Annotated in this window: 21 protein-coding genes; 19 read left to right on the top strand and 2 right to left on the bottom strand. The window is 60.7% G+C overall.

Annotated features, from left to right (window positions below; translation table 11 throughout):
• Positions 1–49 precede the first annotated feature (49 nt).
• Positions 50–1,714 (top strand): formate--tetrahydrofolate ligase, encoded by a 1,665-nt coding sequence (locus tag WG915_RS01430; protein WP_339563576.1) that lies wholly within the window; start codon positions 50–52, stop codon positions 1,712–1,714.
• Here the strand turns inward: WG915_RS01430 and WG915_RS01435 are convergent.
• Entirely contained in the window at positions 1,711–2,523 is an 813-nt protein-coding gene (locus WG915_RS01435) for a RecB family exonuclease (RefSeq protein WP_339563577.1), read from the bottom strand. The genes WG915_RS01430 and WG915_RS01435 overlap by 4 nt on opposite strands.
• Positions 2,524–2,593: 70 nt before the next feature.
• Between WG915_RS01435 and WG915_RS01440 the strand changes: the two genes are divergently transcribed.
• The 12 genes from WG915_RS01440 (at position 2,594) to WG915_RS01495 (ending at position 15,877) form a co-directional block, all read left to right on the top strand.
• Entirely contained in the window at positions 2,594–3,841 is a 1,248-nt protein-coding gene (locus WG915_RS01440; protein WP_339563578.1) for a M18 family aminopeptidase, read from the top strand.
• A 30-nt stretch (positions 3,842–3,871) separates the two neighbouring features.
• Entirely contained in the window at positions 3,872–4,711 is an 840-nt protein-coding gene (locus WG915_RS01445) for a tRNA (adenine-N1)-methyltransferase (RefSeq protein WP_339563579.1), read from the top strand.
• 54 nt (positions 4,712–4,765) lie between these two features.
• Positions 4,766–4,888, top strand: a complete 123-nt coding sequence (locus WG915_RS01450; RefSeq protein ID WP_339563580.1) for a hypothetical protein — start codon at positions 4,766–4,768, stop codon at positions 4,886–4,888.
• A gap of 138 nt (positions 4,889–5,026) precedes the next feature.
• Positions 5,027–6,559, top strand: a complete 1,533-nt coding sequence (arc, locus tag WG915_RS01455; protein WP_339563581.1) for a proteasome ATPase — start codon at positions 5,027–5,029, stop codon at positions 6,557–6,559.
• A gap of 3 nt (positions 6,560–6,562) precedes the next feature.
• Positions 6,563–8,014: a depupylase/deamidase Dop gene (gene dop / locus WG915_RS01460; protein ID WP_445227755.1), complete on the top strand. Its 1,452-nt coding sequence runs from the start codon at positions 6,563–6,565 to the stop codon at positions 8,012–8,014.
• A gap of 11 nt (positions 8,015–8,025) precedes the next feature.
• Complete coding sequence (locus tag WG915_RS01465; protein ID WP_339563583.1) at positions 8,026–8,208, top strand: ubiquitin-like protein Pup; 183 nt, start codon at positions 8,026–8,028, stop codon at positions 8,206–8,208.
• A 9-nt stretch (positions 8,209–8,217) separates the two neighbouring features.
• Positions 8,218–9,636 (top strand): Pup--protein ligase, encoded by a 1,419-nt coding sequence (gene pafA, locus WG915_RS01470; RefSeq protein ID WP_339563584.1) that lies wholly within the window; start codon positions 8,218–8,220, stop codon positions 9,634–9,636.
• Positions 9,633–10,592, top strand: coding sequence for a helix-turn-helix transcriptional regulator (locus WG915_RS01475; RefSeq protein WP_339563585.1), 960 nt, complete (start codon positions 9,633–9,635; stop codon positions 10,590–10,592). Before pafA ends, WG915_RS01475 begins: the two co-directional genes overlap by 4 nt.
• Complete coding sequence (locus tag WG915_RS01480) at positions 10,593–11,558, top strand: helix-turn-helix transcriptional regulator (protein WP_339563586.1); 966 nt, start codon at positions 10,593–10,595, stop codon at positions 11,556–11,558.
• A 45-nt stretch (positions 11,559–11,603) separates the two neighbouring features.
• A complete protein-coding gene (gene tatA / locus WG915_RS01485; protein WP_339563587.1) occupies positions 11,604–11,942 on the top strand; it encodes a Sec-independent protein translocase subunit TatA in 339 nt (112 codons plus the stop codon).
• Positions 11,943–12,015: 73 nt separating this feature from the next.
• Entirely contained in the window at positions 12,016–13,098 is a 1,083-nt protein-coding gene (gene tatC / locus WG915_RS01490; protein ID WP_445227756.1) for a twin-arginine translocase subunit TatC, read from the top strand.
• Positions 13,099–13,108: 10 nt separating this feature from the next.
• On the top strand, positions 13,109–15,877 hold the full coding sequence (locus WG915_RS01495) for a DEAD/DEAH box helicase (protein ID WP_339563588.1): 2,769 nt from the start codon (positions 13,109–13,111) through the stop codon (positions 15,875–15,877).
• On the opposite strand, the gene WG915_RS01500 is transcribed toward WG915_RS01495, so the two are convergent.
• Positions 15,864–16,520, bottom strand: coding sequence for a trypsin-like peptidase domain-containing protein (locus WG915_RS01500; protein ID WP_339563589.1), 657 nt, complete (start codon positions 16,518–16,520; stop codon positions 15,864–15,866). The genes WG915_RS01495 and WG915_RS01500 overlap by 14 nt on opposite strands.
• A gap of 22 nt (positions 16,521–16,542) precedes the next feature.
• Between WG915_RS01500 and WG915_RS01505 the strand changes: the two genes are divergently transcribed.
• From WG915_RS01505 to WG915_RS01530, 6 genes are all read left to right on the top strand, one after another.
• Entirely contained in the window at positions 16,543–17,598 is a 1,056-nt protein-coding gene (locus tag WG915_RS01505; protein ID WP_445227757.1) for a M24 family metallopeptidase, read from the top strand.
• A gap of 106 nt (positions 17,599–17,704) precedes the next feature.
• Positions 17,705–18,490, top strand: a complete 786-nt coding sequence (gene ygiD, locus WG915_RS01510) for a 4,5-DOPA dioxygenase extradiol (RefSeq protein ID WP_339563590.1) — start codon at positions 17,705–17,707, stop codon at positions 18,488–18,490.
• Entirely contained in the window at positions 18,487–19,194 is a 708-nt protein-coding gene (locus tag WG915_RS01515) for an SDR family oxidoreductase (protein ID WP_339563591.1), read from the top strand. Before ygiD ends, WG915_RS01515 begins: the two co-directional genes overlap by 4 nt.
• An 11-nt stretch (positions 19,195–19,205) precedes the next feature.
• A complete protein-coding gene (gene cbiE / locus WG915_RS01520) occupies positions 19,206–20,471 on the top strand; it encodes a precorrin-6y C5,15-methyltransferase (decarboxylating) subunit CbiE (RefSeq protein WP_339563592.1) in 1,266 nt (421 codons plus the stop codon).
• An 8-nt stretch (positions 20,472–20,479) separates the two neighbouring features.
• A complete protein-coding gene (gene cobM / locus WG915_RS01525) occupies positions 20,480–21,253 on the top strand; it encodes a precorrin-4 C(11)-methyltransferase (RefSeq protein WP_339563593.1) in 774 nt (257 codons plus the stop codon).
• Positions 21,241–21,978: a cobalt-precorrin-6A reductase gene (locus WG915_RS01530; protein ID WP_339563594.1), complete on the top strand. Its 738-nt coding sequence runs from the start codon at positions 21,241–21,243 to the stop codon at positions 21,976–21,978. Before cobM ends, WG915_RS01530 begins: the two co-directional genes overlap by 13 nt.
• Positions 21,979–22,102: the final 124 nt, after the last annotated feature.

Genomic DNA, 22,102 nt, shown 5'->3' on the forward strand with positions numbered 1-22,102 from the left:
CTCATCACTTTTGCAGTGGTGGGGCCTCATTTTTATTAGATTGGGTCTTATGACTTATCCATCAGATGCCGACATCGCCCGAGCACACCACCTCGAGCCCATGGACACCATCGCGCACCGCGCTGGATTGGATCCACGATTCGTGGTTGGCTACGGACGCGGCAAAGCGAAAATCGACGTCGCCGCCATGCCCGCAACACCTCGCAAGGGCACACTCATTCTCGTCACGGCCATGTCGCCCACCCCAGCCGGCGAAGGCAAATCCACCGTCCTGATCGGGCTAGCCGACGCCGTGCGCGCCGCCGGCCACAGCACTATCGTCGCGATTCGGGAACCATCCCAAGGGCCAGTCATGGGCCTCAAAGGCGGCGCCGCCGGGGGAGGACAGGCACAGATCGTCCCGATGGAGGACATCAACCTGCACTTCACCGGTGATCTGCACGCCATTGCTGCTGCCAACAACACCCTTGCTGCGATGGTGGACAACCACATCCACCAGGGCAATGAGCTGGGCATTGACCCGCGACGCGTCACGTGGCGCCGCTGCATCGACGTCAATGACCGTTCGCTGCGCAATATCGTCAGCGGTCTCGGCGGCCCCACGCACGGCACCCCGCGCGAAGCCGGATTCGATATCACGGCAGCCTCCGAAATCATGGCCGTGTTGTGCCTGGCCACCGATCTCAAGGATCTCCAAGAGCGGCTCGCTCGCATCGTCGTCGGGCAGACATACGAACGCAGGCCAATAACCGCTGCGGAACTCGGCGCCACCGGCGCCCTCACCGCGTTGCTTCGCGACGCCATCAACCCGAATCTCGTCCAGACGCTCGGAGGCACCCCGGCTATCGTCCACGGTGGCCCCTTCGCCAACATCGCCCATGGTTGCAACTCACTCATCGGAACTGACACTGCCTTGCGACATGCTGATGTCGTACTCACGGAGGCCGGATTCGGCTCCGACTTGGGCGCGGAAAAGTTCTTTGATATCAAGGCGCGCGCCGGTGGGCTGCAGGTGAACGCGGTAGTCGTCGTCGCAACGATCCGTTCGCTCAAATACAACGGCGGGGTAGCAAAGGATCAACTCGCATCCGAAGATCTCGTGGCACTAGAGCGTGGCTTGGCCAATTTGGGGCGCCACTGCGAGAACGTTGCCAAGTTCGGGGTGCAGCCAGTCATTGCGCTCAACCATTTCAGCAATGACACCGCCGCCGAGATCGCGCGGGTCCAAGACTGGGCTAGCGAACGCGGACTGCAGGCCGTGCTCACCACCGTGTGGGCTGAGGGCGGGGCAGGAGCAAGCGAACTGGCACGAGTCGTGCTGGAGTCGGCCGTCGAGAAGCGAAGTGCGCCGCTCTATGACCCCGCGGAAGGCACGGAGGCCTCGCTGCGCACTATCGCGCGGGAGATCTACGGCGCCGCAGATGTTCAGTTCAGCGCCGCCGCGGCCGCGGATCTGCGCTACCTCCAGGAAAACGGGTGGGATAGGCTGCCAGTGTGCATCTCTAAGACGCCGTACTCCTTCTCCAATGACCCAACTCAGCTTGGTGCCCCGAATGGGCATACCCTGCATGTCCGCAAACTCGTTCCGCGCATCGGCGCTGGCTTCGTGGTCGCGCTGACAGGCGATGTGATGACCTTGCCAGGTCTGCCGAAGCGGCCCGCTGCGGAAGGCATCGACGTCGATGCCACGGGGTGCATCACTGGCCTGTTCTAGTCGGCGGTGCTACCCGGCCAACCAGGGTATTCAGGTGGTGTTCCGCCGAACGCGGGACAAAGGTTCTGGTGTGGACACCACCCACACAACTTGGAGGTTTTCGGTCGGAAGCTGCCGGCCTTGCCGTCGCCTTCGATCTTGGCCCATAGTTCGCCCAGGTCACGTTCAAAGTACTCGAGTTCCTCCCGCGATGGCGTGAGGATCATCGAGTCCATCACCTTCAGGTACATCAACCGCAGTTGCGCTGGGATGGTGTCAAAGAGTCGCCAGTACACCAGGGCATAAAAACGCATCTGGAACTGCGCGTCCTGGCTCCACTGCGGTTTAGGCTTTTTACCCGTCTTGTAGTCCACCACCCGCACTTCGCCGCTAGGGGCAATGTCCACCCGGTCAATGAAGCCACGCACCGGCACGCCGTTCGGCAGCACCTCGTCCACGTACATCTCGCATTCGTGGGCGTCAAAGCCCTGGGGGTTCTCCATCTCGAAGTAACCGCGCAGCAGAGAACGGGACTCGACGAGGAAGTCATAGAGTTCCGTCTCAGGGACGAGCTCGTGATAGTCAGGGGACTTCGCCGTGAGCTGGGCCCAATGTGGTTTCAGTCGCTTCACCGCGGCTGGATAAGTGCGTTGCTCCCGCGGCAATTTGTGCATTTCCTCTAACACAGCATGCACCAAAGTTCCCTTGACCTGCGCAACCGTGCTGGGTTCCGGCAGCCTGTCGATGGCCCGGAGCCGGTAGAGCAGCGGGCACTGCTTGTAATCAGACGCGCGGGAAGGGGAGAGAGCGAGTGGTTTTGCTGAAGCCATAATGGGATAGTTTAGCCCGCTCGGGATCAGTTGTTAGTGCAGCTTGATCAGGCGTGGCAAGCTGGGAAGTATGTCTGAAGCATTCCTGGATTTCATTGCAGCTAGCCCCAGTTCCTACCATGCAGCCCACGAGGTGGGGCGGCGACTCAGGGCGGCCGGGTTCACGCAGCAGGACGAGGCCACGGCGTGGTCCGCCACTCCGGGCGGCCATTTCCTGATCCGCGGCGGGGCCGTACTCGCGTGGTGGGTCCCAGATGCTCAACCGGATGCTTTCCGCATCATCGGCTCGCACACTGACTCGCCGGGCTTCAAACTCAAGCCGCGCGGGGACCTGAGCAGCGCAGCCTTCCAACAAGCGGGAGTCGAGGTATACGGCGGGCCTATCATCGCTTCCTGGCTGGATAGAGAACTAGCGCTCGCCGGCCGCATCGTGCTTCGCGACGGGAGCACCCGAAACGTAGCCACCGCGGGCGACTTCCGTATCCCACACCTGGCCATCCACCTGGACCGCAGCATCAACGAGGACCTCAAACTGGATCGCCAGGCGCATACGCAGCCAATCTTCGCCGTGGGGCACCCAGACACTTCAGTTTTGGATGTGGTTGCGGCGGCTGCAGGCGTGGACAAGAATGACATCCTCAGCCATGACCTGATCACCGTGGATGCGCAACGCGGCGCGCTGTTTGGCGTCGATAAGCAGCTCATCGCGGCCGGCCGCATGGATAACCTATCCAGCGTCTACGCCTCCTTGGAGGCCTTCCTCGCTGCCACTACTTCCGCAAGCGACGTGCTGGTGCTCGCCGCCTTTGACCACGAGGAAATCGGCTCAGCATCTACCACCGGGGCCGCGGGACCGATCTTGGAAGACGTGCTGTCCCGCACCGCCGCCGCACTGGGCGCAGGGTTCGAGGAGAGCAAACAGATGTACGCGCGCTCCACCTGTGTCTCCGCCGACGCGGCCCATTCGCTGCATCCGAACTTCGTTTCGCGCCACGACCCAGTGAACTACCCGTTGCTGGCCCAGGGCCCGGTAGCCAAGGTGAACGCCAACCAGCGCTACGCCACGAACGCGCTCACCCACGCGCTGTGGGAACAAGCCTGCGTCGCCGCGAGTGTCCCGAGCCAGGTGTTCGCCGGCAATAACAACAGCCCGTGCGGTTCAACGATCGGGCCGATTACGGCCACCCGCCTGGGTATCGACACGGTCGATGTGGGCATCCCGTTGCTGTCCATGCACTCGGCCCGCGAGCTCGCGCATGTGCAGGACATGGCGTGGCTCGAGCAGGCGCTACTGTCTTACCTGACCTTGAGTCGCTAAGATCTAAACATCCAACAGAAAGGCCCCCACATGGCATACTCCGGCCCATTCCAGGCAGGCGACCGCGTCCAGCTCACCGATGCTAAACGACGCCACTTCACGATCATCCTGGAAGAAGGGGGAGTTCTGCACTCGCATGCCGGCATCATCAAACACGATGACATCATCGGCAGCCACGAAGGCACCGTTGTCGAAGCAGCACAGGGCGCCCAATACCTGTGCTTCCGCCACCTGCTGGTAGACCATATCTTGTCCATGCCGCGCGGCGCGGCCGTGATCTACCCGAAGGACACCGCCCAAATCCTCGTGGAGGGCGACATCTTCCCAGGCGCTCGCGTCCTCGAGGCTGGTGCAGGCTCCGGCGCGCTCTCTATGGCGCTGCTGCGCGCCATTGGCCCAGAAGGGGAGTTGATCTCCTACGAGATCCGCGAGGACCACCTCGAGTACGCCGAATCCAACGTTGACGGCTGGTTCGGTGGCCGCCCCGACAATTGGTCACCACGGCTCGGCGACCTGCAGGAAGTCACCCTGGATGACCTCGGTGGTCAGCCCGTCGACCGCATCATCCTGGACATGCTCGCGCCCTGGGAGTGCCTCGATGTCTGCTCCCAGATCCTCATGCCCGGCGGAGTGTTCATGGCCTACGTCGCTACCGTGCCGCAGCTAATGAAGGTAATGGAAGGCATCCGCGAGCAAAAGTGCTTCACCGAGCCAAAGGCCTGGGAATCACTCGTACGTGAGTGGAAGGTCGACGGCCTAGCGACCCGCCCCGAGCACCGGATGAACGCCCACACCGCATTCCTGATCTGGGCACGCAGGCTTGCCGACGGCACCGTAGCACCACGCCCACAGCGCCGCGGGCGCCGCTAGTGTTTCGCTATACTGGCGATGCCATAGGACATTACTATAGAAAGGAATTTATATATGCCTTCTGAAGCGATCTACATTGGCGTCGTCATCCTCCTGATAGTGCTAGCAATTGTTGGCACAATTTGGGCTCGCAAATGGGCAAAAGACCGGAAGAACCCAGGGGAACGTGACCTTTAACCGGGAACAGCTCGATTCGAAAGCATGCTTCCTGGGGTGTTAGGGGCGTCTATGTCGAAAATCCACCTCCGTATGGAAGTTTTCCGGCCTTTCCTTCCATTTGAGGGTGGAAATTCGACAATTAACTAGGGTAGAACCATGACTATCCCAACCCCGGAGGAAGCCCAGCAGGCCAACGAGGTGCGGCGCTTGGAATATAAGCTCCGCGAGCTCAGCGTCCGTAACACTAAGTTGGCCGAGTTGCTCAAGGCGAGTCGGGATAAGCTGCAGGTCCTTTATGAAGAGATGGAAGGGCTTAAGACCCCGCCGTCGACCTATGGTGTATTCCTCGATTTCGCGGACCAGGGCCGTGCCGCTGAGGTGTTCACCGGAAACCGCCAGATGCGTCTCATGGTCGATCCAATGATGGATAAAGCCCAGCTCGCGCCAGGTGTGAAGGTACGCCTGGGGGATAACGCCGTGGTGGTGGAGGCCTGCGGATACACCGAAGAGGGCATCCTGGCAACGCTGAACGAGCGCATCGGCAAGGATCGCGCGCTGGTCGCGAATCAGGCCGGTGATGAACAGATCGTGCGGTTGGCCAAAGCCCTGCTGAATCAAGAGCGCAAGCCACGCTCTGGAGACACCCTGCTGGTGGACCTCAAGTGTGGCTACGCCTTCGAAGTGATCCCGAAGTCGGAGATCCACCGTCTCGCGCTGGAGGATGTCCCGGACGTGACCTACGCCGATGTGGGCGGCCTGGACGAGCAGATCGAGCACATCAAGGATGCCGTGGAGCTACCCTTCGCACACCCCGAGTTGTTCAAACAGTATGATCTCAGCCCGCCTAAGGGCGTGTTGCTCTATGGTCCTCCCGGCTGTGGCAAGACGATGATCGCCAAGGCTGTCGCTCATTCGCTGGCCGAGCGCCTCGGAATCGCAGGCGGCTCCTACTTCCTGAACGTGAAGGGGCCCGAACTGCTAAACAAGTTCGTCGGTGAAACCGAACGCCAGATCCGCCTCATATTCGAACGCGCCCGGGAGCTTGCCGCCGAAGGCCGCCCGGTCATAGTCTTCTTCGACGAGATGGAATCGATCTTCCGCACACGCGGCTCAGGCGTGAGCTCGGATATGGAGACCACAGTCGTACCGCAGCTGCTCGCGGAACTCGACGGCGTCGAATCCCTCTCCAACGTCATCGTCATCGGAGCCACCAACCGCGAGGAGCTCATCGACCCGGCAATCCTACGCCCGGGCCGCCTCGACGTGAAGATCCGCGTCAGCCGCCCCAACGAGGAGGGCGCACGAGACATTTTCGCCCGCTATGTTACTGATGAGATCCCGCTGGCCGCCCCAGCTGCCACGCTTATCGACGCCGCCGTCACCCACCTATTCCAGCCGAAACCCTTCGTGGAGCTCACCCTCCTGAACGGGGACAAAGAGGTGCTGCACTACCGCGACTTCGTCTCCGGCGCGATGATCGCCAACATCGTGGACCGCGCAAAGAAGAACGCCATCAAGGATCAGCTTGCCGGCAAAACAACAGGGGTAACGGCGCAGCACTTAGCTCAAGCTATCGACACGGAGAATAAGGAGAACGAGGATTTGCCTAATACCTCCAAACCCGATGAGTGGGCCCGAATCACGGGTCGTCACGGCGGCAAGGTCATCGCAGCGCAGATTGTAGGTTAGAACATGTTCATGGGAACGGAAACGGAATACGGTATTGCGACTCCGAGCGATCCGCTACTGAGCCCCATCATTACGTCTACGCACGTGGTGGTGGCTTATGCGGCGTCGATAAGCGCACGGCGAGCACGCTGGGACTACGAGGCGGAGCACCCGCTGCGTGACCTGCGCGGTTTTGATCTCAAGCGCTACCACACCGTGCCGGTGGTCGATCCCAACGCGGTCGGCGTGGCCAATATGGTGCTGGGCAACGGCGCGCGCTTCTACGTCGATCATGCGCACCCGGAATACTCTGCACCGGAAACGACGAATGCGTGGGATGCCTTCATTTACGATGCCGCGGGTGATCTCATCCTCCGGGACGCCGTGGCTGCGGTGGCGGAGCTCAGCGCCCAGCACACGTCCGCGCTGGATGGGCACGCGCCCTGCCCGGAGCTGAAGATCTACAAGCATAATGTCGACGGCAAAGGCGCCTCCTACGGCAGCCACGAGAACTACCTGTACTCCCGGGAGACGGACTTCGATCAGCTGGCGGCCGCGCTCATCCCGTTCTTTGTCACGCGCCAAGTAATTATTGGTGCCGGCCGCGTGGGAATCGGCGCTAGGGGAGAGCAGCCGGGTTTCCAGATCTCCCAGCGCGCGGACTACATCGAGACGGAAATCTCTCTAGAGACCACGCTCAACCGCGGGATCATCAACACTCGCGACGAGCCACACGCAGACGAGGAACGCTTCGGGCGCCTACACGTGATCATTGGCGATGCAAACATGTCGCAGACCGCAAACTTCCTGAAAATGGGAATGACGGCACTGGTAATAGCAGCCATTGAGTCCGGCGTGTCCTTTAAAGACTTAGCACTACAAGAGCCAGTGGCAGAGGTGCAAAACATTTCCCGGGACCTCACCCTGCGGCACCGGCTGAAGTTGCGAGATGGGCGCTTGCTCACTGCACTAGAGATTATGGGGGAATACCGCAAGCGAGTGACCCCTAGCACGGACGTCGATAAGCAGGTGCACGCGCTGTGGGGTGAGGTGCTCGACCTGCTGGAACGAGATCCACTCAGCACCGCTCATCTCTTGGACTGGACAGCCAAGCTCGCGCTGATGCAGGGATTTGTGCAGCGAGGCCTGGGCTGGGACGACCCGAAGCTGCAGCTCATTGACCTGCAGTATTGCGACATCGACCCCGCCAAAAGCCTCTACCACGCGCTAGTGCGCAAGGGGCGGATGCATACCTTGGTCACTGAGGAGGACATTCGCAGGGCTAAAACCCTTCCGCCGCGCGACACCCGCGCTTATACCCGTGGCACCATGATGAGCAAGCATTCCGAAAGGGTGCTCGCGGCTAGCTGGGATGCCATCGTGTTGGCCACCGAATCTGGCCCCGAGCGCATCGAAATGCCCGAGGTGGATATGTACACCGCCGACGATCCGCGCAGCGTAGATTTAACAGGGTAGAAAGGACTGACATGACCAATCCACAGACCTATGGTTCCGGGCCATCTCGCGACGGCGAGGACCAGCTTGGCGTCGCCGGCCAGGCGCAGCTCAACACTCAAGGCACGGATGACCTCCTGGATGAGATCGACGGCCTCCTGGAAAGCAACGCCGAGGAATTCGTGCGTTCCTACGTCCAAAAGGGCGGGGAGTAGACTGCCGCCATGGATCCAGCAGCTGCGCTGACCAGGCGTATCAAAGGCATTGAGACTGAATACGGCATCATGGCCACCCTGCCGGGAAACGTCCCGCCGATGGGTCCGGATGAGATCGCCCGTTACATGTTCCGTCCCATCGTGGACCAGTACTCCAGCTCGAATATTTTCATTCCGAATGCCTCACGCCTGTACCTCGATGTCGGCTCGCACCCTGAGTACGCCACCGCCGAATGCGACTCTGTCACGCAGCTGCTCAACTATGACAAGGCGGGCGACCGCATTGTCGACGACCTTGCTCAGCAAGCCGAATTCGCACTGGCAGCACAAGGCATCAAGGCCAACGTGTATCTGTTCAAGAACAACGTGGACACCCAGGGAAACTCTTATGGCTGCCACGAAAATTATCTCGTTTCCCGCAGCGCAGTGCTCAGGGTCCTGGGAAAAAAGTTGCTGCCCTTTCTGATTACCCGCCAACTGATCACCGGCGCGGGTTTGATCTACCGGCCTTACCTGGGAAGTGCCAGTTCGCATTTCGGCACCGGCTGGTGTGTTTCTCAGCGAGCCGACCACGTGTGGGAAGGCGTGTCCTCGGCGACTACCCGCAGCCGACCGATGATCAACACCCGTGATGAACCGCACGCAGACTCCAGCAAGTACCGACGTCTCCACGTCATCGTCGGCGATTCTTCGATGGCCGAACCCACCTTCGCCCTCAAAATCGGGGCCACGGAACTAGTGCTAGAGATGATCGAGGCGGGTTGGCCGCTGCCGGACTTCGAGCTTGCCGACGAAATCGCCTCCATTCGCCAGATCACGCGCGATATCACTGGCAGCACTCCCATCGAGCTAAAGAATGGCGGGACTATCACCGCACTGTGCATGCAGCAGGAGTATCTAACTGCCGCTAGCGCGTGGCTTGCACAACGCCCCGAAACTGAGCTGGGCACCCCGCTGCCCGAACTCCAGCGGATTGTGGAGCTGTGGTCGCGCATGCTCACCGCGCTGGAGACGCAAGACTTCTCCGCAGTCGACCGAGACATTGACTGGGTGATTAAGAAGAAGCTCATTGACAGGTACGTCAACAAAGCAGGCTGGGATCTAGACCACCCGAAACTTGCGCAGATTGACCTGATGTACCACGACATTCGGCCAGGTCGCGGGATTTTCGGGGTGCTGCAAGACAAGGGATTGGTTAACCGCTGGACCACCGATGCCGCTATCGCCGCTGCGGTGGATACGGCGCCACAGACCACCCGCGCCGCACTACGCGGGGCAGTACTGCAACGTGCGAAGGAACAAGAAGCCTCCGTAACCGTGGACTGGATGCGCCTGAAAACCAATGGGCCACAGCCCCAGATCGTCGAGCTTAGTGACCCCTTCGCCAACGTTGACACCCGCGTAGCGGAACTTTTGGAGACACTGTGACGGAGAAAGATCCCGGCCTGGAGCGGCTGACCAACCTGACCTTCGCGTTCCTGAACGCCTCTACCTTGGGCCGGCAATTCCTCACCGCATCGTGGGTACGGCGAAACGTAGCCGGTTACCAGAACCGCAGTGATGAGGCTTTTGACAAGGCTTTTCGACGCGATCGACTAACACTAACCAAAGTCGGCGTTCCCATTGAAGCCATCGCCGACGCAGCGATCGAAAACGGTGTCCGTGTGACTGGCTACCGCCTCCAGACGGACGACTATTCACTGCCAGAAGTGACCTTCACCCCGGAAGAAGCCACTGTGCTGGGATTAGCCGGTGAACGCGGCACTGGCGGCGAGCTGGGAGTATTCGCGCGTTCCGGGTGGACCAAGCTCGCCGCGGCCGGCGCCTCCCGCGACCTAGCTGGCGGCGCAAACTTTGCCACCCTCGGGGACTTGAGCACACTGTCTGCCCAGACACTGGACTTGATCGTGCGTTCCTGCAACAAAGGTGCCCGGTTAAGATTTTCCTACCGCCCGCACGCGAGCGCCCCTATGGAGCAGCGCAGCATGGATCCTTGGGGCTTAGTGCCACTACGTGGCCGAATGTACCTGGTAGGACACGATGTTGGCCGCGATGCAGTGCGCAGCTTCCGCATTACCAAGATCACCGAGATTGGTGCCTCCGGCACAGCTGAGCATCCGAAGCCCACGGACGCAAACCTCCAAGACATTGTGGAGGAATCGCTGCGCCGCGGTCGCGAATTGGTCTCCGCCCGGGTGCGGGTGACACCGGGTAAGGGCGCGGAACTAGCCGAGCAAGGTGATGTTTGCGGGGATGTGGTGGAACTGGTGGACGTCGATAGGCGGTGGCTGCTCCGGGCCTGCCTGGCGCACGCCCCGCACGCGGTGGTGCTGGAGCCTGCGGACGTACGGCAAGAGCTGATCTCAGCATTGGAGGCGATGTAGATGGCACGCGGAAGCGAAAGGCTCGGCGACCTCGTGCGGATGCTCAACTTGCTGCCATATTTTGAGGCGCATCCGGAACGCAGCGTCATGGAGGCTGCCCGGGACCTGGGCCGCAAACCGGGCGACATTATGGACGACCTCAACCGCCTCTGGTGCTGCGGGCTGCCCGGGTTGATGCCCGGCGACCTAGTCGATATGGAGGCGGACTACCGCAGCGTGCGCATCGAAAACTCCCGCGGGATGAACCGCCCGCTGCGCTTAACGACGACCGAAGCCGCCGCGCTCCTCCTGGCACTGGAAAACCTCGAGAGCACGCCGGGACTAGTCAACAAGTCCGCAGTAGCAAGTGCTGCGGCCAAGCTGCGCGACATCATGGGGGAGGACGTCGGGGCAGTCTTTGATGCCACTGCGGCCGACTCGGATTCAGATACGGTGTCGCTGCTACGCGAAAGCATGGATCACCGCCGCCAGGTCCGCTTCAACTATCGCTCCGCTAGCTCGGATGACGTGGCCCAGCGCAGGGCCTCCGTGGCCCACATGTTTGTGCGAGAAGGCGCAACCTATGCCACGGCCTGGGATCATGAGCTGGGGGAGCACCGCACATTCCGTGCCGATCGTATGACAGCGCTACAGGTGTTAGACGAAGCTGCCACTGCGCATGCGGAAAAGATTAGATTCAATTCCGAAGACCCTTTTGACTTCCGCAGCACCGCGCTGGTGGCCTCACTCGAAGTGGCAGCTGACTACGCCTGGATCGCAGATTATGATCCAGTGACTCTCGGCGCGCCGAGTAGGCCCGGATGGATTTCTGCCACCATGCCGGTGGGGTCGGAGGAATGGCTTGTACGCTTTGTGTTAGCCTCCGGAGGAAAGGTCAAAATCGTCTCCCCGGAGCGCCTTCGTGACGAGGTTCACCTACGCGCGAGCTTGGCGCTTAAGGCGTATGATAGCCAAACGAACGTTTAACTAAATAGCTCTCTACTTTCCCACCTAGACTTAAGAGGAAAACACATGCCAAACCTTGGCCCAACCGAGCTGATCATCATCGCTGTCGTGCTGATCCTGCTATTCGGTGCAAAAAAGCTTCCCGATGCTGCCCGCTCCCTGGGTCGTTCGATGCGCATTTTCAAGTCCGAAGTCAAGGAAATGCAGAATGATGGCCAGCCACAACCACAGCAGCCTGCTATTGAACAGCAGCCTTACCAGGTTCAGCCAGTCCAGCCACAGCAAATGCAGCAGCCTTATCAGCAGCCACAGGCCCCACAGGCTCAGCCATTGCAACAGCCAGTCCAGCAGCCTTATCAGCAACCTGAACCGCCGCAGCAGGGTCAGCAGTACCCACAGCAGTAGTTACACGTGGTCCTGACGCACCGAATTCGCATTTCCAGTTCGGTGCGTTACTGGTAGATAAAGAAAAGTGGCTATGAGCACTCCTGAGACACCAGCTTCTGCTTCGAGCGCGCGCAAGGAACACACGAAGAAGCGGACTAAAGATGGCGCAATGACGCTGGCCGAACATATCCGAGAGCTTCGTCGCCGTTTGCTCATTGCTTTGTTCGCCTTTGCAATCACAACTGTCCTTGGTTTTATTTGGTATCAGCATTCATTTCTAAGTGTTCCTTCCCTCGGCGAGATCCTTCGTGGCCCGTATTGCAAACTTGACCCGTCTTTGCGCGCTGACTTCACCAGTGACGGCAGTTGCCGATTGCTCGCCACCGCTCCGTTCGAGATGTTCATGCTCCGACTTAAAGTCGGTGCTCTCGCTGGTATCGTTCTGGCCTCGCCAATCTGGCTAACTGAGCTTTGGGGTTTTATTACTCCTGGTTTAATGAAGAATGAGCGCCGTTGGACTTTCACTTTCGTTAGCATCGCAGTCTTGCTTTTCGTAGCTGGTGCTTGCTTAGCGTATTTTGTTATGGCCTATGGTCTCGAGATGCTGCTCCAAATTGGTGACGAAACACAGATCACTGCATTAAGCGGCGAACGCTACTATGGATTCTTCCTAGCACTCCTAGTGGTTTTTGGCGTCAGTTTCGAAGTGCCTCTTATAATCGCGATGCTGAACATTGCAGGTGTTCTCGCCTACGAGGACATAAAAGACAAACGCCGCATGATTGTGCTGTCACTGTTCATCTTTGCCGCCTTCATGACGCCCGGCCAAGATCCCGTTTCCATGGTTGCCCTCGCTTGTGCACTGACACTACTAGTTGAGCTTGCCCTCCAGTTTTGTCGCTACAACGACAAGCGCCGCGGAAGGCAACGCCCCGATTGGCTCGACCAAGATGACGATAATGCCTCGAAACTGGATCTCACTCCAGGCGGCGTGGATGGACCATCCGCAGTGACTGCATCGTCGTCGATAAGCGGTAGCGGCGACGTCGGCGCCAGCGGAGATGTTGCCGCCTCCGGCCCAATCCAGCCCACCCCGGGCACCTACATCCGCGGAAACCAGAACCTTGGTGACCTCTCGGACCGCCCTACAACGGCTTTCGACGACGTGCTCTAACCTGGTACGTATGACGCACCTCGCAGAATTCACCGCCTCGCTGAAATTTCCCCTCGATGATTTCCAAATCGAGGGGTGCCAGGCGGTGGAGGAGGGCCACGGCGTGCTGGTCTGCGCACCAACCGGCGCGGGTAAGACCATCGTCGGTGAATTCGCGGTCTCTCTAGCGCTGAGCCGCGGCACCAAGTGTTTTTACACGACGCCGATTAAGGCGCTGAGCAACCAGAAGTTCCACGACCTCCGCGCCGTCCACGGAGAAGATGCGGTAGGCCTGCTCACAGGCGATGTTTCTATCAACGGCAACGCCGAAATCGTCGTCATGACCACCGAAGTCCTGCGCAACATGATTTATGCTGGCTCCACCGCGCTGGATCGTCTCAGCCACGTGGTCATGGACGAGATCCACTTCCTGGCAGATCAGTCCCGCGGCGCTGTCTGGGAAGAGGTCATCCTCAACCTGCACGAATCCGTCTCCATCATCGGTTTGTCCGCAACGGTGTCGAACTCGGAGGAGTTCGGCGACTGGCTCAGCACCGTCCGTGGCGATACGCGCGTAATCGTCACCGAGAAGCGCCCGGTCCCGCTCGATCAGTACATGTTGGCCGGTCGCAAGCTGTTTCCGCTTTTCGACGGCGGTCCAGACGGCCGCGTCAACCGCGAGCTCGAGGACTATATCCGTCGCCTGGAATCGGGCCAAGCTGCCGACCAGAATTCCGCCTACAACAAATCCGCTGGCTTCCGCTCCCGCTCCAAGTCGGGTGAGCGCTTCTCGCAGGAGCGGCGCCCAGCTCGGACGGGTGAGCGCTTTCGTCCGCTGGGTCGACCTGAGGTGTTGCAAATTCTGCGTAATCAGAAGATGCTGCCGGCCATCACATTCATCTTCTCCCGCGCAGGTTGCGATGGTGCCCTCTACCAGTGCATGCGCTCCCAGCTGGTGCTCACCTCCGAGGAGGAAGCACAGCTCATCGCAGAAATCGTGGAGAAGGGTGTGGAAGGGATCCCGGAAGAGGACCTGAAGGTCCTGGACTTCCGACGCTGGAAGCAAGCGCTCATGCGCGGTTTCGCTGCGCACCACGCGGGCATGCTGCCAGCCTTCCGACACATCGTGGAGGAACTGTTCGTGCGGGGCTTGGTGCGCGCCGTTTTCGCCACCGAAACTCTCGCAATGGGTATCAACATGCCGGCCCGTTCGGTTGTGTTGGAGAAGCTGGTCAAGTACAACGGTGAGGCCCACGTTGACCTCACTCCCGGGCAATACACGCAGCTCACTGGGCGTGCAGGTCGCCGTGGTATTGACGTGCTCGGAAACGCTGTAGTGCAGTGGGCACCCGCGATGGACCCACGCGCCGTCGCCGGTTTGGCCTCTACCCGCACTTATCCGCTGAATTCTACTTTCGCGCCCGGCTACAACATGAGCGTGAACCTACTCAAGACGATCGGCTATGAGCCCGCTCATCGGCTGTTGGAGAAGTCCTTCGCCCAGTACCAGGCCGATGGCTCCGTGGTCGACGAGGTCCGCGAACTGGAGAAGGCCGAGGCGAAAGTCGCCGATCTGCGCTCCGAGCTGGCCGCCGCGCTCGCTGCTTCCAACCCGCCCGCGCTTTCCGACGACCCTATCGCCGAATTCCTGGACTACATGGCCATCCGGCGGGATCTGAAGGACGCGGAGCGCAACGCCAAGCGACACGGCCTGGAAGAGCGCTATCAGGAAACCGTGAAGGTGCTATCCAAACTGCAGAACGGCCAGGTCATCGCGATGCCGGGCAAGAAGCATCCGCTACTCGCGGTGGTGATCTCCGCTGCTAACAACGCCAAGGACCCGAAGCCGTGGATCACGATGGAGACCGGCTGGTCCGGGCGTGTCGACGCCGCCAGCTTCGGCATACCGCCGCTAGTGATCGGGCAGATGAAGCTTTCCAAGGATGTCACGGTCCATCCGCGCCGCAACACTCGCTACGTAATGGATCAGTTCCGCAAGAACAACTATCCACGCCCAAAGAAGATGCGCCTCCAGCCACGTTCGCGTGGCAACGATGAATCCGCATCTTTGCGACAGCAGCTGCGCGAGCACCCCGTTCACAACTGGGCGGATCTGGAGCAATTAGCAAGGATCGGAGAGCGGCTCACCCGCCGCAGTCGCGACCTTTCCCGACTTGAAAGCAAGGTATCGGCAGCCACCGATACACTTGGCCGCACCTTTGACCGCATCCTCTCGCTGCTCTCCGAAATGAGCTACGTCGAGTTCTCGGCCGAAGGCATCCCGGCTATCACCGACGAAGGCGAACGCCTGGCACTCATTCACGGAGAAGCAGACCTGCTCGTCGCCCAGTGCCTGCGCCGCGGCATTTGGAATGACCTCGACCCTGCCGAGCTCGCCGGTGTGGTGTCCCTGTGTGTCTTTGAAAACCGCAAGGAAACCCAGGGCGAGGCCGAAGCCGCCACCGATGCAATGGCCGATGCTATGAACGCCACCTACAGCATCTGGACCGAGCTGGAGGCCGACGAGCGTCGCCACCGATTGCCGATTACGAAGATGCCAGAGGCCGGCTTTGCTTTGGCGATTCATCAGTGGGCATCAGGTGCCCCGCTCGACTATTGCATGCAAGCAGCCGCGGCCTCTGGTGCCGAGCTCACCCCGGGCGACTTCGTCCGCTGGTGCCGCCAGGTCATCGACGCCCTCGAACAGGTCAAGAAGACCGGCTACACCGACGAGATCTGTGCCAACGCCCGCAAGGCCGTCGACGCGATCCGTAGGGGAGTCGTGGCTATCGGTTCATAGCTGCTTTCAGCGCCGGCAAATGCGGCCCTAGCAAGTTCACTCCCGCCACTCCGATCGGGATCCCCAAGGGCATCGCGACCATGGACTGCAATCCGATTAGCTTTCCCTCACTGATCACGGCACCGCCGGAATCTCCTTTACGAGCCCACAGCAAACCGAGGGGCAGCAGGAGAGCACCATGCCGCGCCCGAGTCCGCAGGTCCTTTGAGAGTATCCATGGCAGCTCACACATCACCGCGCTTCTTACTAGGCGGGGAACGAGTTGCTCAGCAGTAAGCGTCCCCTGGCCGCTGAAGCCACAGCTAATCACTTGTGCGCCAACCCGGGTTTGTGGGGCAATCGGAAGTAGCGTGGTGTGCACCGCTCGCTGCAGTCGTCCCACGGCGATGTCCGTCCCGGGCAGCACCTGCCACTCTGCGACGCTCGTGTGCACGATCGGCGAGGACACCCGGATGCCTTGTGAAGCCTCGCCCGCGTCGCGCAGAAAATGCGCTGCCGTGAGCACATGCGTTCCAAGGTCTGCGAGTGACTGAGCTGCGGAGGCGCCAAAGTAGCTGCGGAGGGAGGCGTCGATAAGCGCGGGGCTACTGAGCACGCCACTGGCACAACTGTGGCGCGCGGTGAGGCGGACGGCGCTGCGCATCAGGGACTCCTAGACTGGGGCAGTGACCAAGTTTCCTGATTCAGTTTATGTCCAGCGCATCGAAGCGGCACGCGCACAAGCTGCGGCCCACGGAATCGCAGGGTTAGTGTTCGGGCCGTCCGCGGAATTGGCCTACCTGACCGGCAGCTGGGAAAGCACCCACGAGCGGTTTTCCGGCCTGGTGATCCCGATTTCGGGATCGCCGACATACATCGCGCCGGCTGTCGATGCAGGAAACCTCGACGTCCCAGTTCCCGTGCAGGGCTGGGAGGACGGGCAGAACCCCTATGCGCTGGTGCGAGCGGTGCTCGGGTCTACGGATGGTTTTGGGGTGGGATCCGCCCTCGAGGCGACGCACCTGCTGGCCTTGCAAACCGCGCTGGATGCGCCCGCATGCCTGGCGACGCCAATCCTCAAAGAGCTCTTCATGCGCAAGTCTCCTGAGGAGGTCGCGCAACTGCGGGAGGCGGCCGCCGCGATTGATGCCGTGCACGCACAGGTTTCCTCGCTCCTGATACCAGGAAAAACAGAGACTGCCATCGCAGCGGAGCTACACGAACTGATCTTGGCCTCCGGGCACACCGCAGTGGACTTCGTGATCGTCGGCTCGGGGCCCAATGGTGGCAACCCGCACCACTCCCATTCCTCACGAAAGCTAAAGCCAGACGACATCGTCGTGGTGGACATCGGGGGAACCTGGGGAGTGGGCTATCACTCGGATTGCACCCGCACGTACTTTCTCAACGAACCCCCGGCCTGGTACCGGGTGTTGGAAGAGGCCCAGCGTGCAGCGGTCGCGGCAGTGCGGCCAGGAGTCACTGCCGCGTATATCGACGCCATCGCGCGCTCCCACATCGCGGACGCTGGTTATGGGGACAGCTTCATTCACCGTACCGGACACGGCATCGGGCTTTCGCTGCATGAGGAGCCCTTCATCATGCAGGGCAATGACCTAGTGCTCGAACCCGGAATGGCGTTTTCCGTGGAACCGGGAATGTACTTCGCTGATTGCGGTGCCCGAATCGAGGACATAGTGGTGGTCACCGAGGACGGTTGCGAGGTATTGAATCGGTGTTAGGTGGTCGTGCGGAATTTCCCACTCCTTAAGGTCGCTGGAGGCCGGCGCATTCAGTGTGAGTTTTTCCACCTTTGCACCCAACCCACCCCCTTGCTAGATTAGTGACATGTCACCAATTAATGCACTTTTCGTAGGCCACGGCTCCCCAATGAACGCGATTGAGGAAAATTCCTTCACCGACGGCTGGGTAGGCCTCGGCCGAGAGATTTACAACACCAAGAAGCCCCGCGCCATCATCGCCGTTTCCGCACACTGGTACACCCGTGGCACCGCCGTAACCGCGATGCAGGATCCCCGTACGATCCACGACTTTTACGGCTTCCCCCAGAAACTCTTTGACGTCCAGTATCCAGCCCCGGGCGATCCAGAGATCGCTGCTTTAGTGCAAGACATCGCTAAACCGACCTTGGTGCAGCAGGACTATGACTGGGGGATTGATCACGGCACGTGGTCCGTCCTCACTCACATGTTCCCGCAGGCAGACATCCCTGTGCTCCAGGTGAGTGTTGATGGCACCAAGGCGCTGAACCATCACATGGAACTCGGCGCTAAGCTGGCAAAACTCGCGCAGGAGAAGAATTTGCTTCTGGTCGGTTCGGGCAATGTGGTTCACAACCTGGGCGCCATGAATTGGAATGCAGGCAACACCGGCTTTGACTGGGCCGAGCGCTTTGACAAGGACACGATGGACCTTATGCTCGATGATCCCTCCGCGCTGGCAAAACTCGCTAACCATCAGGACTTCGCCAAGTCTGTGCCGACCCCGGATCACTTCCTGCCGCTGGCCTACATCGCCGGCGCAGCCGCGGAGATCGAGGGTGAGATGAAGGCGTTCAATGAAATGCGCACGATGGGCTCCCTATCAATGACGGGGTATACCCTTAGCGCATGACAGTTTTGATCCTCGGCGCTACCAGTGACATCGGTGGCGAAATCGCGCGTCGGCTCTGCGCTGGTCGCACCGTCGTCTTGTGTGCTCGCCGTGTCGACGCCATACCTGAACTACCCGAAGCCGCAGCCGTTCACGTCCTACCGTTTGAAGCCACCGACTTAGCCTCGCACCGCGATATCGTCGAGCAGGCCACTGCGTTCGGCCCGATCAGCCACGCTGTTGTGTGCTTCGGCATCCTGGGCTCCCAAGAGCAGGCAATACGCGATGAGGCACACGCCGCTGAAATTGCCACCATTGACTACACCGCGCAGGTCAGCATCCTCACCGTGCTTGCCGACGTCATGCGCAAGCAACCTCAACGCAGCATCATCTACGCTTTTTCCTCCATCGCCGGCTGGCGCGCCCGCAAAGCCAACTATGTGTATGGCTCCACCAAAGCCGGGCTGGATGCTTTCTGTCAGGGGCTCATGGACGAGCTCCACGGATCGAGTGTTTCCTTGGTACTCGCTCGCCCCGGATTCGTGATCGGGTCCATGACCACCGGAATGAAACCAGCCCCGATGTCAGTGGTGCCAAGTGAGGTTGCTGATGCCGTCGTTAAGCAGCGGCGATCGGGGACCGTGTGGGTACCTGGGCGGCTACGCGTGCTCGCGTGGGTGATGAAGCTCGTGCCGCGCCCACTGTGGCGACGAATGCCACGCTAGAGTCTTAAGTTATGACCAGCCCGGCAGCCATTTCCCACGACGAGCCCGCACGCCCGACGCTATCGGCCGTGGACCCCGACTTCTCCGTGCGGATTCCGTACACAGGTGTCACCGTGGTGGGGATAAACCCGGGCGGATTTGATGATCTCTCCGGGAGTGCGCAGCGGGCGATTCAAGAAGCCGGATTGATTATTGGTTCGGCCCGTCAACTGGATCTCCTTCCGGTTGGACTATCGGCACAGCTCAAGACGTGGCCGTCCCCCCTGGTGCCCGCTATCCCAGTGTTGCTGGCTAGCTGGCGCTTCCAGAATATCGTGGTGCTGGGTTCGGGAGACCCGATGTTTCACGGCATCGGCACCACGTTGGCGCGCGAATTCGAGGGGAGCTTTCGGGTGCTTCCTGCGCCATCTTCCGTTGCGCTGGCCTGCGCGGAGCTGAAGTGGGCTGTGAATGACACCGAGGTGGTGTCGCTGGTGACGTCGGAACCGGCAGCTATCATTCCGGCGCTCGATAAAGGCAAAGCATTCCTAGTGCTCGGTCGGGATCGGCGTACGCCGACGGACGTTGCGGACGTGCTAGTGGCGCAAGGACAAGGCGACGCCACCGTCACTGTGCTCAGCGACCTTGGCTCAGTCGAGGCGAAAATAGTGACCACCTCGGCTGCTGAGGTTAGTGCCCCGGAAAGCTCGCTAAATATCCTAGCGATCACCCCGACTAGCTCACGCTCGCTTGTCCCTGGCTTAGCTGACGACGCTTTTGATAGCGACGGCCAGCTGACCAAGCAGCACATTCGCGCGTTGACAGTTTCGGCCCTAGCTCCGCAGCCGGGTCAGCTGCTGTGGGACGTTGGCGGGGGATCGGGGTCCGTCGCTATCGAGTTCCTGCGCTCTACACCCGGCACCTCCGCGATCTGCTTCGAACAATCCGACCTGCGGCGCGCCCGGATACGGCACAACGCCGAGCAACTCGGAGTACCGCACTTGCTAGTAAAGGGCGCCTTTCCTACGTCGGCCCCGACCCCAGATGTGATTTTCATTGGCGGGGGACTGACTGCGCCGGGAGTATTCGAAGGCTGCTGGAGCGCGCTCCCTGCAGACGGCGTGCTGGTGGCAAATGCCGTGACCTTAGAATCAGCGTCCTTGCTCTACGATCTGCACGCGCACTACGGCGGCACGCTGACCCAATTTACCGTGGCAGCATCTCATGAGGTGGGTTCCTTCCGGGCGATGAAGTCGGCGCTACCAGTGACGCAGTGGAAGATAACCAAGCAGCTATAGTTACTTCCATGACGGTTTACTTCATTGGCGCCGGTCCGGGCGCGGCAGATCTGCTGACCTTAAGGGCCGACAGGCTGATTCGGACCTGCCCAGTGTGCTTGTACGCGGGCAGTATCGTCCCGCCCGAGGTATTGGCAAACGCTCCGGAAGACGCCGAGCTGATCAACACCGCACGCATGCCTCTGGATGAGATCACCGCCGTCATTGAACGCGCTCACGCGGAAGGCAAGCATGTCGCGCGCCTGCAGTCGGGCGACCCAGCTGTGTATTCGGCATTGGCGGAGCAGGCTCGTCGGCTAACAGCTCTTGGTATCGACTATGAGATCGTTCCCGGCGTGCCATCCTTCGCCGCAGCCGCCGCGGCACTCGGACACGAACTGACTGTGCCCACCGTCGGGCAGAGCGTCATCCTCACCCGGGTAGGTGGCCGCGCCTCCGCGATGCCGCAAGGGGAGGAACTGGCGACGCTAGGGGCATCCAAAGCAACCCTGTGCATCCACCTTGCGGCGCACGACATTGACCGCGTAGTCGCCGAGTTGCTTCCCAACTATGGCGCTGAGTGCCCGGTGGCTGTGGTGGCCTTCGCCTCCCGCCCCGAGGAGCAGATCGTGCGCGGCACTTTGAGCACCATCGCGACGCAGGTCAAGGACGCTGGCATCTCGCGTACTGCGATGATCATTGTCGGTCGCGTCCTAGGAGCCGAGGGTTTCCCAGATTCCTTCCTCTATTCCGACGATCGCCCCCGCGACGAGCACGGCAGGACCATCCCATGCGTGCATTAATCCTCGGCGGCACCGGCGAGGCCCGCGAGCTCGCCCGCCTCATGATGGGGCAGGGCTGGTGGGTCACTTCCTCGCTAGCTGGTCGCGTTTCTAACCCGCATCTTCCCGTTGGGGAAGTCCGCATCGGCGGTTTCGGTGGCCCCGCTGGCATGGCGCGTTGGATCTTCGAAAACGGCATCGAGGTCATCATCGACGCCACCCACCCCTTCGCCGAGCGCATATCGACGTCCGCAGCCGAAGCCTCCCGAGCCACTGGCGTTCCGCTAATCTGCCTGCACCGTAAGGCGTGGGAACCAGGGCCGCGAGATCATTGGATCGCAGTGGAATCGATGTCGGAGGCAGCCTCCTTAGCGGCGCAGGACTACCACCACATTTTCCTCACCGTGGGACGCCAACAGCTAGCGCCCTTTGCTACTGACAAGCACAACCTGTATGTGATCCGGTGCGTCGAGAAGCCTGCCGCACCACTGCCAGCCCGGCACCGTCTGATCCTTTCGCGAGGCCCCTTTGACCTGGCGGGCGAGAAGGAACTGATGATGGGAAACCAGATCGACTGCGTGGTCACCAAAAACTCCGGTGGTGAGATGACCGCTGCGAAATTGGAGGCGGCGCGTGCTTTAGGCATCCCGGTGATTATGGTGCAGCGGCCACCATTGCCGGCTGGTTCCCGCGCTTACCTGGTACATACCCCGCTTGAGGCGCTGCATGCGCTGCGGGAAGTGTAGCTCCTAGTAATCGTTCTTCCTTTCGCCTGTTTTTGCGTCCAACCGGGTTGTTAGCCTCGGGCTGGCAGGTGAAATTTCGCATGCTTCTTGACTCTCCAGTAGCTGGATGGCTCATCCTGAAGTT

Source organism: Corynebacterium sp. H128, from assembly GCF_037482625.1.
In the GTDB taxonomy this organism is placed as follows: domain Bacteria; phylum Actinomycetota; class Actinomycetes; order Mycobacteriales; family Mycobacteriaceae; genus Corynebacterium.